Below are 13,920 nucleotides of genomic sequence, written 5' to 3'. Positions count from 1 at the left end.
CGCCCGTAACCCGCAACGGCCCCCCGAATCGGGATTAACTGCGCTTGCGCAATACCGCTGCGGGGATCAGCGCATCGCCCAAAGGCTCAAGGACAAACCCTGCGGCGCCGGCCTCTTCGGCGACCTGTTCGAGGCCGAAGGTGTGCCAGTGATGGTCGGCCTGGAACTGGCGCAGCACCTGCTCGCCAGCACGCACCTGGTAGTCGAGGGTCCAGTGCATCAGGTCGCCGCCGGCGGGCTCACCCTGCAGGGCGACGTGGTAGGTGTGTTCGCCGATGTCCGCGTTGGCGACCTGCATCAGCGGCACCGTTTGCGGGGCCTTGAGCATCATCACGTCGACGATGACGAGGCCGCGCTCATCCAAGCGTTCGGCCAGTTGCTGCCAGAGTTGCTGGCGCTGTGCTGTATCGAGGTAACCAATGGTGCCGCAGATGACCGCCGCGGACAGGCGTGGCGGCAAGGCGACCTGCTCGAGTGTGCCGGCCAACACGGTGACGCGTTGGCGCAAATCGCTGCTGCGCATGATCCGCCCCACCAGCGCCGCGCGCATGGCGGCCGAAGGTTCCACCGCAAGAATGCGCGCGTTGGGCAAGGCCTCGGCGATCACCTGAACACACGGCCCGGTGCCGGCGCCGACATCCAGAATCACCCCGTTGGGGTCCACTTCCTGCAACGCCCGGGCGATGGGCCCGCCGCGTTGCAACCACTGCTGCTCGCACAGCACATCGTAGAATTCGGCAGATAACGCATACGGATCGGCGGTGGTCATGAAGGCATTCCCAATGGCTGATGAACGAGGCGTGATGATAACCACTCTCAACACCAATTCAACCGCGGGAATGCAAAGGGCATTTTTTATGCAGCCACAAAATGCAGATTACTGATACACATTAAAAATCATCATTCTGGATTTTAATAATTAGGTTAGAACCAATCGGCATTTTACAGGCCCTGCCGCTGCCCCTACTTTGAAGGCGAATAACCGACCCCTTGCCCGGTGGAGGTGACCCCCACGCACTGAACAAGGACAGACCATGAGCATCGAATTCATCGGCTACATCGGCGGCCACCACGCTTCCGAAATTCACCCGCGCAGCGGCCCGACCCTGCAACCGGACTACGTCGAAACCGTGGCCCGCGCCCACGAGGAAGCCGGCTTCGACCGCGCCCTGGTGGCGTTCCATTCCAACAGCCCCGACAGCACGCTGATCGCCTCCCACGCGGCGAGCGTGACGCGCAAACTCAAGTTCCTGATCGCCCACCGCCCGGGTTTTGCCCAGCCCACCCTCGCCGCCCGCCAGTTCAACACGCTGGATGTGTTCAACGGTGGGCGCACTGCCGTGCACATCATCACCGGCGGCGACGACCGTGAATTGCGTGCCGATGGCAGCCATATCGGCAAGGACGAACGCTATGCGCGCACCGACGAATACCTGAGCGTGGTGCGCCAGGAATGGACCAGCGAGCAACCGTTCGATTTCGACGGCACTTACTACCAGGTCGAAGGCGCGCACTCCACGGTGAAGTCGCCGCAACAGCCGCATATCCCGCTGTACTTCGGTGGGTCTTCGGCGGCCGCGATTGCGGTGGCGGGCAAGCATGCTGACGTGTATGCGCTGTGGGGTGAAACCTATGAGCAAGTGCGCGAAATCGTGACCCAGGTGCGTGCTGAGGCGGCCAAGCATGGGCGTACGATCCGCTTCAGTCTGTCACTGCGGCCGATCCTGGCGGACACCGAAGAACTGGCGTGGGCGCGTGCCGACAGCATCCTGCAACAGGCCACTGCGTTGGCTGAGAAAAATGGATTTGTGCGGCGCGAACCACCGAATGAAGGATCGCGTCGACTGCTCGCGGCAGCGGCGCAAGGTACGCGGTTGGACAAGCGCCTGTGGACCGGAATTGCCGGGTTGCTCGGGGCGCAGGGTAACTCCACCTCCCTGGTGGGCACCGCCGAACAGGTGGCTGAAGCACTGGTGGATTACTACGACCTGGGGATCACCACGTTCCTGATCCGCGGCTTCGACCCACTCAATGACGCGATCGACTACGGCAAGCGCCTGATCCCCCTCACCCGCCAGCTGATTGCTGAGCGCGAACAGGCCAAACAGGTCGCTTAATCAAGATCACCACAAAACCAAATGTGGGAGCTGGCTTGCCTGCGATGCAGACACCTCGGTTGTTCAGATGAACCGAGTTGATGCTATCGCAGGCAAGCCAGCTCCCACATTTTTGGATCTGCTGTGTACCGTGGATCAGTTTTTGTAGTCCGTATCGGAACGCTCCAACTGCCGGATCAGCGCATTCCAATGCCGCGCCACACCCGGTCCGTCGCCGGCCTTGAACACTTCGGCCTGCTTCTCGACCTTGGCCACCACTTCGGCTGGGGGGAAGATCAACTCCGCATTCCCCGCCGCCTGCGCCGCGATCTGAATGTTGCACGCGCGCTCCAGCCCTTGCAGCTGCTGAAAGGCATGCTCGACGCTGACACCGGCGGTCAACAGGCCGTGGTTGCGCAGGATCATCACGCTTTTGTCACCCAGGTCTGCGACCAGCCGCTCACGTTCGTCCAGGTCCAACGCTACGCCTTCGTATCCGTGGTAGGCCACGCGCCTGGAGAAGCCGATGGAATGCTGGGAGATGGGCAGCAAACCGTCCTTCTGTGCCGACACCGCAATGCCGTCACGGGTATGGGTGTGCAACACCGCCTGCAGGTCATGCCGCGCGCCGTGGATGGCGCTGTGGATCACGTAGCCGGCGTAGTTGATGCCCAGGCCAGTGGGATCGTCGACGATCGTGCCGTCGAGGTCGACCTTGACCAGGTTGGAGGCGCTGATTTCATCGAACAGCAAGCCGAAGGCGTTGATCAGGAAATGCTCCTCCGGGCCCGGCACGCGGGCAGAGAAGTGGGTGTAGATGTGGTCGGTCCATTTGTACAAGGCCGCCAGGCGATAGGCGGCGGCCAGTTTGACGCGCACTTCCCATTCTTCCGGGGTGACGCGTTGGCGAACGTTGTTGGAAACGCTGGAAATCGAGGTGACGCTGCTCATGGCAAAACTTCCTGGATGGCCTTAAGGACTTCCAGGCAAGCCTACGGGGTGCAAAAAAATAATAAAAAGCACATTTTAATCTAAGCTAATTATTATTTTTTTTCATAACCATAACAGCGTCAAACACCCTGTAGGAGCCCGGCTTGCCGGCGATGGCGGCCTCGAGATGCGTGCAAAATCCAAGGGCCTCATCGCCGGCAAGCCGGCTCCTACAAGGGTTGCGGGTATCGATATTCTTGTTCACGACACAAACCCGTAGGAGCCCGGCTTGCCGGCGATGGCGTCCGTGAGGCCACCGAAAATTCAGGGGCCTTATCGCCCGAGGGGTCAGGCGGCGTTGCGGATCTTGTGCAGCGAAGCCGCCACCAGCTTGCCGAAGGCGTCCACCGGCCCTTGCAGGTTGCCGAGGAAATGCGGGTAGATCAGCCACAGGTCCATCACCGGTTTGAAATCCTTGAGGGGCATCACCGCCAGTTGCTCGCGGTGGGCGCTGCGTTCCAGCAGCGGGCGCGGTACCAGGCCAAGGCCCAGGCCGTCGGCCACCAGCCCCAGTTGCAGCTCGGTGCCGAAGGTTTCCAGGTTGACCCGCAACGCCAGGCCCTGGTCCGACAAGGTGCGCTGCAAACCGGCACGGAAACCACAGCCGTCGGGGTTGAGGATCCAGCCGTTCTGGTACACGTCTGCCAGCTTGCAGGGTTTTTTCGGCAGTTGGGATTTGGCGCAGACCACCACCAGCTCCATCTTGCCGATGGATTCACCGACGATATTGTCCGGAAAGATCTTGCCTGCCGGGAACAACGCCGCCGCCGCGTCCAGCTCGCCGCGTTCGATCTTGCCCACCAACTGGCTGCCCCAGCCGGTAGCAACCTGGGCGCGCAGGTCGGGGTATTCGGTGCGCAGGTGCTTGAGCGCATCGAGCAGCACCACATCGCCAATGGTTTGCGGCACGCCCAGGCGCAGCAGGCCGGTGGGCGGCGCGTCGGTGGCGACCAACTCCCGCAGGGCATCCATTTCGCGCAGGATCAGCCGGCATTGTTCATAAACCCGGGTGCCGATCAGCGTAGGCTTGAGGGGCTTGGTGTTGCGGTCGAACAGCTCCACCCCCAGCGCCTGCTCGAAGTTCTGCACGCGGCGGGTGATGGCCGGCTGGGTCAGTTGCAGCGACTCGGCGGCGTGGCTGATGGACTGGCAACGAATCACTTCGACAAAGGCATCGATATCGTCAATTTTCATTTGGGCCGCACATAGAGAACAGTCATTAAGATGTGTGCGAAGCATAGTTGTCGGAACACGGTCTGGATAGCCCACCGACCTATCGATAACGTCTAACACTATTCAGACCGGTTCTAAATTACCTACAGCTATAAGCTAATCATTAAAAAATAGCATATTAACTATAAACATTATGCTTAGATAAACCCATCACCACCGACCACACGATGGAGTTGTCATGACCCAGGCCAAGCACCCCGAGAGACTGAGAGCCTTCATAGGCGCCCTGGCGGAATTGATCGACGGCAACCCACGCGAAGGCGACCTGTTGCACCGTGGCGGCAAGCTCCTGGCGCAGCTGGTCAGCCATGACGACTGGCTCCCCGACGAATTCGCCAGACCCGACCCCGAGCGCTACCAGCAATTTCTGTTGCATGCCGATTCGCGCCAGCGCTTCAGCATCGTCAGCTTTGTGTGGGGGCCAGGGCAAAGCACGCCGATTCATGATCACCGGGTGTGGGGGCTGATCGGCATGTTGCGCGGCGCTGAATTCTCCCAGGGTTTTGAACGCGCCCCCGACGGCAGCCTGGTTGCCGAAGGCAAGCCGATCCAGTTGGTGCCGGGCCAGGTGGAAGCGGTGTCGCCCAAGGTCGGCGACATCCACCAGGTGAGCAATGCCCACAGCGACCAGGTGTCCATCAGCATCCATGTCTACGGCGCCAATATCGGTGCCGTGCGCCGCGCGGTGTACCAGCCCGATGGCAGCGAGAAACTGTTTATCTCCGGTTATTCCAACGCCTTCCTCCCGAACATCTGGGATTTGTCCAAAGAAAAGAGCCCTGCCCTATGACCACCGTATCGACCCGCAGCTTCGCGCAGATTCGCCAGGCCCTATTGGACCATGAAGAAGTCGCCCTGGTGGACGTGCGCGAAGAAGCGCCGTTTGCCGAAGCCCACCCGTTGTTTGCCGCGAATATCCCGCTGTCCAAGCTGGAACTGGAGGTGTACTCGCGCATTCCACGGCGTGATACCCAGGTCACCGTCTACGACAACGGCGAAGGCTTGGCTGCACGCGCCGCCGAGCGTCTGGTTGCGCTGGGCTACACCCGGGTCAGCCTGTTAGAAGGCGGCCTGGAGGGTTGGCGCAACGCCGGTGGCGAACTGTTCATCGACGTGAACGTGCCGAGCAAAGCCTTCGGTGAATTGGTCGAGAGCGAACGCCACACGCCCTCCCTCGCCGCCGAAGAAGTGCAGGCACTGCTCGACAGCCAGGCCGACGTGGTGGTGCTCGACGCCCGCCGCTTCGACGAATACCAAACCATGAGCATCCCCACCGGCATCAGCGTGCCCGGTGCCGAACTGGTACTGCGCGCCCGTGAACTGGCGCCCGACCCGGCCACCCGCATCATCGTCAACTGCGCCGGGCGCACCCGCAGCATCATCGGCACCCAGTCGCTGATCAACGCCGGCGTGGCCAACCCGGTGTCAGCCCTGCGCAACGGCACCATCGGCTGGACCCTCGCCGGGCAGAAACTCGCCCACGGCCAGTCGCGCCGCTTTGCGCCGACCTCGGAAGAACACCGCCAGATCGCCGCCAAGGACGCACGCCAGGTGGCCGACAAGGCCCGTGTCGGCCGCGCCACCCTGGCCGACCTGCAACGCTGGCAGCAGGAAGCGACCCGCACCACCTACCTGTTCGATGTGCGCACCCCGGAAGAATTCGAAGCCGGCCACCTGCCGGGTTCACGCTCGACACCGGGCGGCCAGCTGGTGCAGGAAACCGACCATGTGGCCAGCGTACGCGGCGCACGCCTGGTGCTGGCGGATAACGACGGCGTACGCGCCAATATGTCGGCCTCGTGGCTGGCCCAGCTGGGCTGGGAAGTGCATGTGCTGGATGACCTGCAGCCGGAGCATTTCAGCGAACACGGCGCCTGGGTCGCGCCAGTGCCCGCGCCGGCCCAGGCTGAAGTGATCAGCCCCCACACCCTGGTGGACTGGCTGGCCCATGGCGATACGGCGGTGCTGGACTTCACCCCGAGCGTCAATTACGTCAAGCGCCATATCCCGGGGGCCTACTGGGCCTTGCGTGCGCAGTTGCCGCAAGCCCTGGCAAAGGTGCCGCCCGCCGAACGTTACGTGTTGACCTGCGGCAGCAGCCAACTGGCGCGCCTGGCCGTGGCAGACGTCGAAGCCCTTACCGGCAAGCCGGTGTTCCTGCTGCAAGGCGGCACCACCCAGTGGATCGCTGAAAAGCTGCCGCTGGAAGAAGGCGAAACCCGCCTGGCCTCACCGCGCATCGACCGTTACCGCCGCCCGTACGAAGGCACTGACAACCCCAAGGAAGCCATGCAGGCGTACCTGGATTGGGAGTTCGGCCTGGTCGCGCAACTGGCCCGCGACGGCACCCACGGTTTCTACGTGATCTGACCCTCAACTTGTAGTGAGCGGGCTTGCCCCGCGCGGCGGTGTGTCAGGTGTGCATCAGGTGCCTGGGAGACCGCGGCGCGGGGCGAGCCCGCTCACTACAGGTCGAATTAACATGCAATATAGGAATAATCAGATAAATAATGATCAGATATTTTAATGATTAACTTATAACCAAAAAGAACTTCACAGGGAGTTTTTATGGGAATAACGTTAAGTCCTCACCGACCCCTTCTCCAGGCGGAGGTAGCCAAACTCTTTTTCGAGCTACCTGGAGCCTGCATCCCATGGTCTTTACCACCCCCTTCAAACGCCTGCTCCTGGGCACCGCCCTGGCCCTCGGCCTGATCAGCACCGCACACGCCGCCGACCTGCAACCGCTGCGGGTGGCCAACCAGAAATCCACCATCAAGGCGCTGCTGGAAGTCTCCGGCGAGACGAAAAATGTGCCTTACGACATCCAATGGTCGGAGTTCCCTTCCGCCTCGCCCTTGGGTGAAGCCCTGAATGCCGGCGCGGTGGATGTCGGCGCCTTGGGCGACGCGCCCTATGTGTTCGCACTCGGCGCGGGTGCCTCGCTCAAGGTGGTCAGTATCATCCACGCCGAAGGGCGCAACACCACGGCCCTGCTGGTGCCAGAGAACTCGCCGATCAAGACCGTGGCCGACCTCAAGGGCAAGAAAATCGTCACCGGGCGCGGCTCCATCGGCCATTACCTGGCGATCAAGGCCCTGGCCAGCGCCGGCCTGAGCACAAAGGACGTGCAATTCATCTTCCTGCTGCCGAGCGAATCACGCCTGGTGCTGGACAACGGCACCGTCGACGCCTGGGCCACCTGGGACCCCTACACCACCGTCGTCACCTCCCAAAGCCACGCACGTGTGCTGATCAGCGGCAACAAGCTGTTGAGCAACCATCTGTACTTCGCGGCCACCAGCCAGGCGATCGCCGACAAGCGCGTGCAACTGGATGACTTTGTGGCGCGGGTCGACCGGGCCTATGCCTGGGCCAACGTGCACCCCGACGAATACGCCGCCGCTCAAGCCAAGATCACCGGCCTGCCCCTGGCCGTACACCTGGAGGTGGCCAAGGACACCCACCTGAGCCCGGTGGCGATTGACGACAGCGTGATCAGCGGCCTGCAAGCCACGGCCGACACCTACCAACAGGAAGGCCTGCTGCCCAAGCACATCGATGTGTCGCAGGGTTTCGACAAGAGCTTTAACGCCAAGCGTGTCCCACTTTCCCAAGCCTCGCGCTGAAACAAGGAGCAGAACATGAGCAAGCCACGTCAACTCAAACTCGGAGCCATGGTCCACGGCGTCGGTCACGGCTGGGGCGAATGGCGCCACCCGCAGGCGCAACCGAATGCCAGCACTAACTTTGGTTTCTACAAGCAGCAGACCGAACTGGCCGAAAGCGCCAAATTCGACTTCGTGTTCATCGCCGACAGCCTGCACATCCACGCCAAGTCCAGCCCGCACTACCTCAACCGTTTCGAGCCGTTGACCATCCTGTCGGCCCTGGCCGCGCTGACCACCAATATCGGCCTGGTCGCCACCGTGACTGTCAGCTACACCGAGCCCTACCAGGTGGCGCGCCAGTTCGCGTCCCTGGACCACATCAGCGGCGGCCGCGCCGGGTGGAACGTGGTCACCTCCTGGCTCAGCGGCACCGCCGACAACTTCGGCAAGGCCGAGCACCCGCCGCACGCGGTGCGCTACCGCATCGCCAAGGAACACCTGAACGTGGTCAAGGGCCTGTGGGATTCCTGGGAAGATGATGCCTTCTCCTACAACAAACACAGCGGTGAATTTTTCGCCCCCGCCAAGCTGCACGCGCTCAAACACAAGGGCGAGTTTTTCTCGGTCAAGGGCCCGCTGAACATCGCGCGTTCTCGCCAGGGCCAGCCGGTGATCTTCCAGGCGGGCACTTCCGAAGACGGGCGCAACTTTGCCGCCGAACACTCCGACGCGATCTTTGTGCACGTGGAGAGCATCGAAGAAGGCCTGGCCTACACCCAGGACCTCAAGCGCCGCGCCAAGGGCTTCGGGCGTGACGCTGACAGCCTGTCGATCCTGCCGGGCATTCGCCCGATTGTCGGGCGCGATGAAGCCGAGGTGGAAAGCCGCTACCAGCAAGCCGTGGACCTGGTGACCGTAGAGGATGCGATCGTCGCCCTGGGCCGCCCGTTCAATGACCACGACTTCAGCCAGTACCCGCTCGACGCCCCCTTCCCGGAACTCGGTGACCTGGGCGCCAACAGCCAGAAAGGCGGGTCCGACCGCATCAAGCAACTGGCCAGGGACGAAGGCCTGACCCTGCGCGAAGTGGCCTTGCGGTTCTCGCGGCCCAAACGTGATTTTGTCGGCACCCCGGAGCAAGTCGCCGATGCGATCCAGACTTGGTTCGAGACCGGCGCCAGCGACGGCTTCATCATCAACTCGGTACTGCCCGATGGCTTGCAGTACTTCACCGAATTGGTGGTGCCGGTGTTGCAACAGCGTGGCCTGTTCCGCACCGAGTACAGCGGCCAGACCCTGCGCGACAACCTGGGCCTGGACGTGCCGGCCAACCGCTACAGCGTTGCCAACGAAGTGGAGACAGAACAGGAGGCACTGGCATGAGCGAGTCTCTCAACCGTCAGTTGGCCGACCTGCATGCCGAACGCCTGGCCACCTGGGCGCCGGCCGCCTTGCAGGTCAACATCGACCAGCGCCAGCGCCTGGTGGACGAAGCGCAGCCTGACGACTACGTGCAGGTCGGTGACGAGCTGGACCCTTTTACTCTACTGAACGTGGAAGGTGGCGAACTGAACCGTGAGCTGCTGCTGGCCGACGGCCCGGCGGTGCTGATCTTTTTCCGCTTTGCCGGCTGCCCCGCGTGCAACCTCGCCCTGCCCTATTACGAGCGCCAACTCTATCCACGTCTGCGTGAGCTGGGCGTGCCATTGGTCGCGGTCAGCCCGCAGGTGCCGGAACGCCTGGTGGAGATCAAGACCCGGCACACCCTGCGACTGCTGGTGGCCAGCGACCCGGACAACAACCTCGGGCGGCGGCTGGGCATTCTCTACAGCTTTGACGACGCCTCGCGAAACGCGGCGTTGGCCAAGGGCAATCACATCGGCGACACCACCGGCACCGGGACATGGGAATTGCCGCAACCGACCGTGGTGGTGATCGCCCGGGACGGCACCGTGGCGTTCGTGGAAGTCAGCCCGGATTGGTTGGTGCGCACGGAAGCCGAGCCGGTGTTGCAGGCGGTGGAACGCTTGCTGGGCCAGCAACCCGTGCGCCTCGCCATCTGACCCACACCGCCCCCCTGTAGGAGCCCGGCTTGCCGGCGATTGGCCCCCAAGCCATGCGCAAAGCCTTCTGCCGCCATCGCCGGCAAGCCGGCTCCTACATTTTTTGATCGAGTACATGTTTATGACTCAGCCATCCCTACGCTCCGTGGAAGTCGCCCACTTCGACGCCCTGCTCGAACGCCTCAGCGCCGAACTGGCGAGCACCGCGCACCTGTATGACGAGAGCGGCGCCTTCCCCCACGCCAACTTCAAGTTGCTGCACGAACACGGCCTGGTCGCCCTCACCGTGCCCAAGGCCCTCGGCGGTGGCGGTGCCAGCCTGCCCCAGGCGCGCAAGGCGATCAGCGCGATTGCCAAGGGCGAACCCTCCACGGCGCTGATCCTGGTGATGCAGTACCTGCAACACACCCGCCTGCAAGACAGCAAGACCTGGCCTGCACACCTGCGCCAGCAAGTGGCCGAGGACGCAGTGCGCAACGGCGCGTTGATCAACGCCCTACGTGTGGAGCCCGACCTCGGCACCCCGGCCCGTGGCGGCCTGCCGGCGACCACGGCGGTGCGCACGGCCGAAGGCTGGCGCATCAGCGGGCGCAAGATCTACTCCACCGGCAGCCACGGCCTGAGCTGGTTCAGCGTGTGGGCGCGCAGCGATGACCCGGACCCGCTGGTGGGCGCCTGGCTGGTGCCCAAGGACAGCCCCGGCGTGAGCATCATCGACACCTGGGACCATTTGGGCATGCGCGCCACCTGCAGCCATGAAGTGGTACTCGACAACGTATTGGTGCCGCTGGACCACGCCGTCGGCGTCAGCCCCTGGAGCGCACCATCGCCGGAGCTGGATGGCGAGGGTTTCCTGTGGATGTCGGTGCTGCTGTCGTCGGTGTATGACGCCGTGGCCCAGGCCGCACGCGACTGGCTGGTGAACTGGCTGGAAGCACGCAAGCCGTCCAACCTCGGTGCAGCGTTGTCGACCCTGCCGCGCTTCCAGGAGACCGTCGGCCATATCGACACCCTGCTGTTTGCCAACCGCAGCCTGCTCGACGCCGCTGCCGAAGGCCACACCCCGGCCGCCAACGCGGCGCAGTTGAAGTACCTGGTGACCAATAACGCTATCCGTGCCGTGGAACTGGCCATCGAGGCCTCGGGCAACCCCGGCCTGTCGCGCCACAGTCCGCTGCAACGGCATTACCGCGACGTGCTGTGCAGTCGCGTACACACCCCGCAGAACGACGCCGTGTTGCAAGGCGTCGGCAAAGCGGTGTTCGCCCAACGTGAGAAGGAACGCCCATGACCCAGGTGATTATTGCCAGCCAGTTGGACGAGGATTACAACGACGTGATCCGCCAGCGCCTCGCCGCGCACCACCCGCAGGCCCAGGTGATCGGCGTGCCGGTGGGCGTGCCCAGCGACCTGCCGCCCCAGGCCACTATCCTGTTGCTGCGCCCGATCAACGTGCGCGGCTACACCGCCCCGGACACCCCGCCACCGGGCTGGCCGTACGGCGCGCAATGGGTGCACCTGGTGTCGTCGGGTATCGACTTCTACCCGCAGTGGCTGTTCAACGGCCCGCCGGTGACCACCTCACGCGGCAGCGCCGCCGACAACCTTGCCGAGTTCGCCCTGGCGGCGATCTTTGCGGCGTCCAAGCATTTGCCGGACATCTGGGTGAAGGATGCGCAGTGGAGTTTCACCCCGCTGCGTCCGCTCAAAGGCACCACGCTGGGCATCCTCGGTTTTGGTGCGATTGGCGAACGCCTGGCGCACAAGGCACTGGCTCTGGGTATCCACGTCGTGGCGTTGCGTCAGAGCACAGCGCCGTTTGGCGTCGACGGTGTGCAGGCGGCCAAGGACATCCACGACCTGTTCGCCCGTGCCGATCACCTGGTGCTGGCGGCGCCGCTGACCGAGGCGACGCGGCAAATCGTCGACCGCGATGTGCTGGGCAGCGCGAAGCCAGGGCTGCACCTGATCAACATCGCACGCGGTGGTCTGGTGGATCAGGAAGCGTTGCTGCAAGCGCTGGACAGCGGGCAGGTCGGCCTGGCGTCGCTGGACGTGACCGAACCGGAACCCTTGCCGGACGGGCATCCGTTGTACACGCACCCGAGGGTACGGTTGTCGCCCCACACATCAGCGATTTCGACCCACAGCCGCCATGAGATTGCCGATGCGTTTTTGGCGAATCTGGAGCGGTATGTCGCGGGTCTCGAATTGGCGAACCTCGCCAACGGCTGACCGCAGCCACGTCAGCAGCCCTGCGCCAGTTGCTCGCGCAGGAACTCTACCAGCGCCTGCACCGGCCGTGAACTCTGCCGGTGCTGGGGGTACACCGCCGACAGGGTCAGGGCTTCGGGGGCGAAGTCGTCCAGGACCGTGACCAGGCGGCCGTCCTTCAACGCGTCGCCAACGATGAACGTCGGTAAATACGTCACGCCCAGGCCGGCGATAGCGGTGTCGCGCAGCAAATCGCCGTTGTTCACGCGCATACGCCCACTCACGTTCAACGCCTGCACCTTGCCCTTGAAGCGCCATTGCACCTGACGACCATGGCCGTAAGGCAGGCAGTCGTGCTCATTGAGGTCTTCGGGTTTTTGCGGCGTGCCACGCAGGGCCAGGTACGCGGGGCTGGCGCAGTACACCCGCGGGATGCTGGCGATGCGGCGGGCGATCAGGGTGGAGTCTTCCAGGGTGCCGATGCGCAGCACCAGGTCATAGCCTTCGCCAATCAGGTCGACGGGGCGGTCACTGAGGTCGACTTCTACCGACACCTGGGGATGGCGCTGCAGGAACAGCGGCAACAGGCAGCCCAAATGGGCCATGGCAAACGACAACGGCGCACTCAGGCGCAGGGTGCCGCGCGGCTCGCTGTTCTGGCCGGCGATGCCCTGCTCGACTTGCTCGACTTCTCCGAGCAGGCGCAAGGCGGATTCGTAGTAACTCTGGCCGAGTGGTGTAACGTCCAGGCGGCGGGTGGAACGGTTGAGCAGGCGCACGCCCAGGCGATCTTCCAGCTGGATCAGGCGGCGGCTGACAAATTGCTTGGACAGGCCCAGTTGCTCGGCGGCGGCGGTGAAACTGCCGGATTCCATGACCTGGCAGAACAGGCGCATGTCTTCGAAGGGGTTCATTGTCGCTTCTCGGTGGACATTTAGCGGTGTTATAGCGCGCCAGTAGCCACACCACAAAACAAAATGTGGGAGCTGGCTTGCCTGCGATGGCGGTGTATCAGCAGACGTTACTGTCGACTGACACTCCGCCATCGCGGGCAAGCCCGGCTCCCACAGGGTTCAGCGGTGTTCTCTAGCGATAATTACTTGGTAAACGCTGTGTAGCTGTTCATCAGGTTACGGTAGTTCGGGATGCGCTGGGACAGCAGGTTGGCCAGGCCTTCCATGTCATTGCGCCAGTCGATCTGCAGCTCGCAGGCCACCGAGAACCAGTTCACCAGCTGCGCGCCGGCCGCACTCATGCGTGCCCAGGCGGCTTGTTGCACGGTTTCGTTGAAGGTGCCGGACGCGTCGGTGACCACGAACACCTCAAAGCCTTCAGCCAGCGCGCACAGGGTCGGGAACGCTACGCAGACATCTGTCACCACGCCCGCGATGATGATCTGCTTGCGCCCGGTCGCCTTGACGGCCTTGACGAAGTCTTCGTTGTCCCACGCGTTGATCTGGCCAGGACGTGGAATGTACGGCGCGTCCGGGAACATTTCCTTGAGTTCCGGCACCAGCGGGCCGTTGGGGCCGCTTTCAAAGCTGGTGGTGAGGATGGTCGGCAAGTTGAAGAACTTGGCCAGGTCCGCCAGGGCCAGCACGTTGTTCTTGAACTCGTTGGGCGAGAAGTCCTGCACCAGGGAGATCAGGCCAGTCTGGTGGTCGACCAGCAGTACGACGGCGTCATCTTTGTTCAAACGGTTGTAAGCCATGG

At 63.3% G+C, this 13,920-nt stretch carries 13 protein-coding genes; 8 read left to right on the top strand and 5 right to left on the bottom strand.

The genetic code is table 11. From position 1 onward, the window contains the following. Positions 1–34 precede the first annotated feature (34 nt). The gene (locus AC07SU_RS09730; protein WP_494996918.1) at positions 35–769 is read right to left on the bottom strand and encodes a class I SAM-dependent methyltransferase; all 735 of its coding nucleotides are present in this window, start codon (positions 767–769) and stop codon (positions 35–37) included. A 265-nt stretch (positions 770–1,034) separates the two neighbouring features. Here AC07SU_RS09730 and AC07SU_RS09725 point away from each other — a divergent pair, with 265 nt between their 5' ends. After that, entirely contained in the window at positions 1,035–2,117 is a 1,083-nt protein-coding gene (locus AC07SU_RS09725) for an LLM class flavin-dependent oxidoreductase (protein ID WP_494996917.1), read from the top strand. A gap of 135 nt (positions 2,118–2,252) precedes the next feature. Here AC07SU_RS09725 and AC07SU_RS09720 read toward each other — a convergent pair whose 3' ends face one another. After that, entirely contained in the window at positions 2,253–3,047 is a 795-nt protein-coding gene (locus tag AC07SU_RS09720; protein WP_494996916.1) for a class II aldolase/adducin family protein, read from the bottom strand. 327 nt (positions 3,048–3,374) lie between these two features. Continuing rightward, positions 3,375–4,280 (bottom strand): LysR family transcriptional regulator, encoded by a 906-nt coding sequence (locus tag AC07SU_RS09715; protein ID WP_494996915.1) that lies wholly within the window; start codon positions 4,278–4,280, stop codon positions 3,375–3,377. A gap of 217 nt (positions 4,281–4,497) precedes the next feature. Here AC07SU_RS09715 and AC07SU_RS09710 point away from each other — a divergent pair, with 217 nt between their 5' ends. The 7 genes from AC07SU_RS09710 to AC07SU_RS09680 all read left to right on the top strand — a co-directional run bounded on the left by AC07SU_RS09710 (position 4,498) and on the right by AC07SU_RS09680 (position 12,228). Beyond that, entirely contained in the window at positions 4,498–5,109 is a 612-nt protein-coding gene (locus AC07SU_RS09710) for a cysteine dioxygenase family protein (protein WP_176995613.1), read from the top strand. Further along, positions 5,106–6,689, top strand: a complete 1,584-nt coding sequence (locus AC07SU_RS09705; protein WP_494996914.1) for a rhodanese-related sulfurtransferase — start codon at positions 5,106–5,108, stop codon at positions 6,687–6,689. Before AC07SU_RS09710 ends, AC07SU_RS09705 begins: the two co-directional genes overlap by 4 nt. A 284-nt stretch (positions 6,690–6,973) precedes the next feature. Continuing rightward, positions 6,974–7,948 (top strand): ABC transporter substrate-binding protein, encoded by a 975-nt coding sequence (locus AC07SU_RS09700; protein ID WP_494996913.1) that lies wholly within the window; start codon positions 6,974–6,976, stop codon positions 7,946–7,948. A gap of 15 nt (positions 7,949–7,963) precedes the next feature. Next, a complete protein-coding gene (locus tag AC07SU_RS09695) occupies positions 7,964–9,313 on the top strand; it encodes an LLM class flavin-dependent oxidoreductase (RefSeq protein WP_494996912.1) in 1,350 nt (449 codons plus the stop codon). Continuing rightward, positions 9,310–9,993, top strand: coding sequence for a peroxiredoxin-like family protein (locus AC07SU_RS09690; protein WP_494996911.1), 684 nt, complete (start codon positions 9,310–9,312; stop codon positions 9,991–9,993). Before AC07SU_RS09695 ends, AC07SU_RS09690 begins: the two co-directional genes overlap by 4 nt. 121 nt (positions 9,994–10,114) lie before the next feature. Beyond that, a complete protein-coding gene (locus AC07SU_RS09685) occupies positions 10,115–11,284 on the top strand; it encodes an acyl-CoA dehydrogenase family protein (RefSeq protein WP_494996910.1) in 1,170 nt (389 codons plus the stop codon). Beyond that, positions 11,281–12,228, top strand: coding sequence for a D-isomer specific 2-hydroxyacid dehydrogenase family protein (locus AC07SU_RS09680; RefSeq protein ID WP_494996909.1), 948 nt, complete (start codon positions 11,281–11,283; stop codon positions 12,226–12,228). Before AC07SU_RS09685 ends, AC07SU_RS09680 begins: the two co-directional genes overlap by 4 nt. A gap of 11 nt (positions 12,229–12,239) precedes the next feature. Here AC07SU_RS09680 and AC07SU_RS09675 read toward each other — a convergent pair whose 3' ends face one another. Both AC07SU_RS09675 and ycaC read right to left on the bottom strand, forming a co-directional pair. Continuing rightward, on the bottom strand, positions 12,240–13,121 hold the full coding sequence (locus AC07SU_RS09675; protein WP_176995606.1) for a LysR family transcriptional regulator: 882 nt from the start codon (positions 13,119–13,121) through the stop codon (positions 12,240–12,242). 182 nt (positions 13,122–13,303) lie between these two features. Then, positions 13,304–13,918 (bottom strand): isochorismate family cysteine hydrolase YcaC, encoded by a 615-nt coding sequence (ycaC, locus tag AC07SU_RS09670; protein ID WP_176995605.1) that lies wholly within the window; start codon positions 13,916–13,918, stop codon positions 13,304–13,306. Positions 13,919–13,920: the final 2 nt, after the last annotated feature.

The sequence above is a fragment of the Pseudomonas sp. GW821-FHT05H12 genome, from assembly GCF_059419385.1.
Note: the sequence above shows the minus strand (reverse complement) of the source record. Positions and strands in the feature narration are given on the sequence as shown.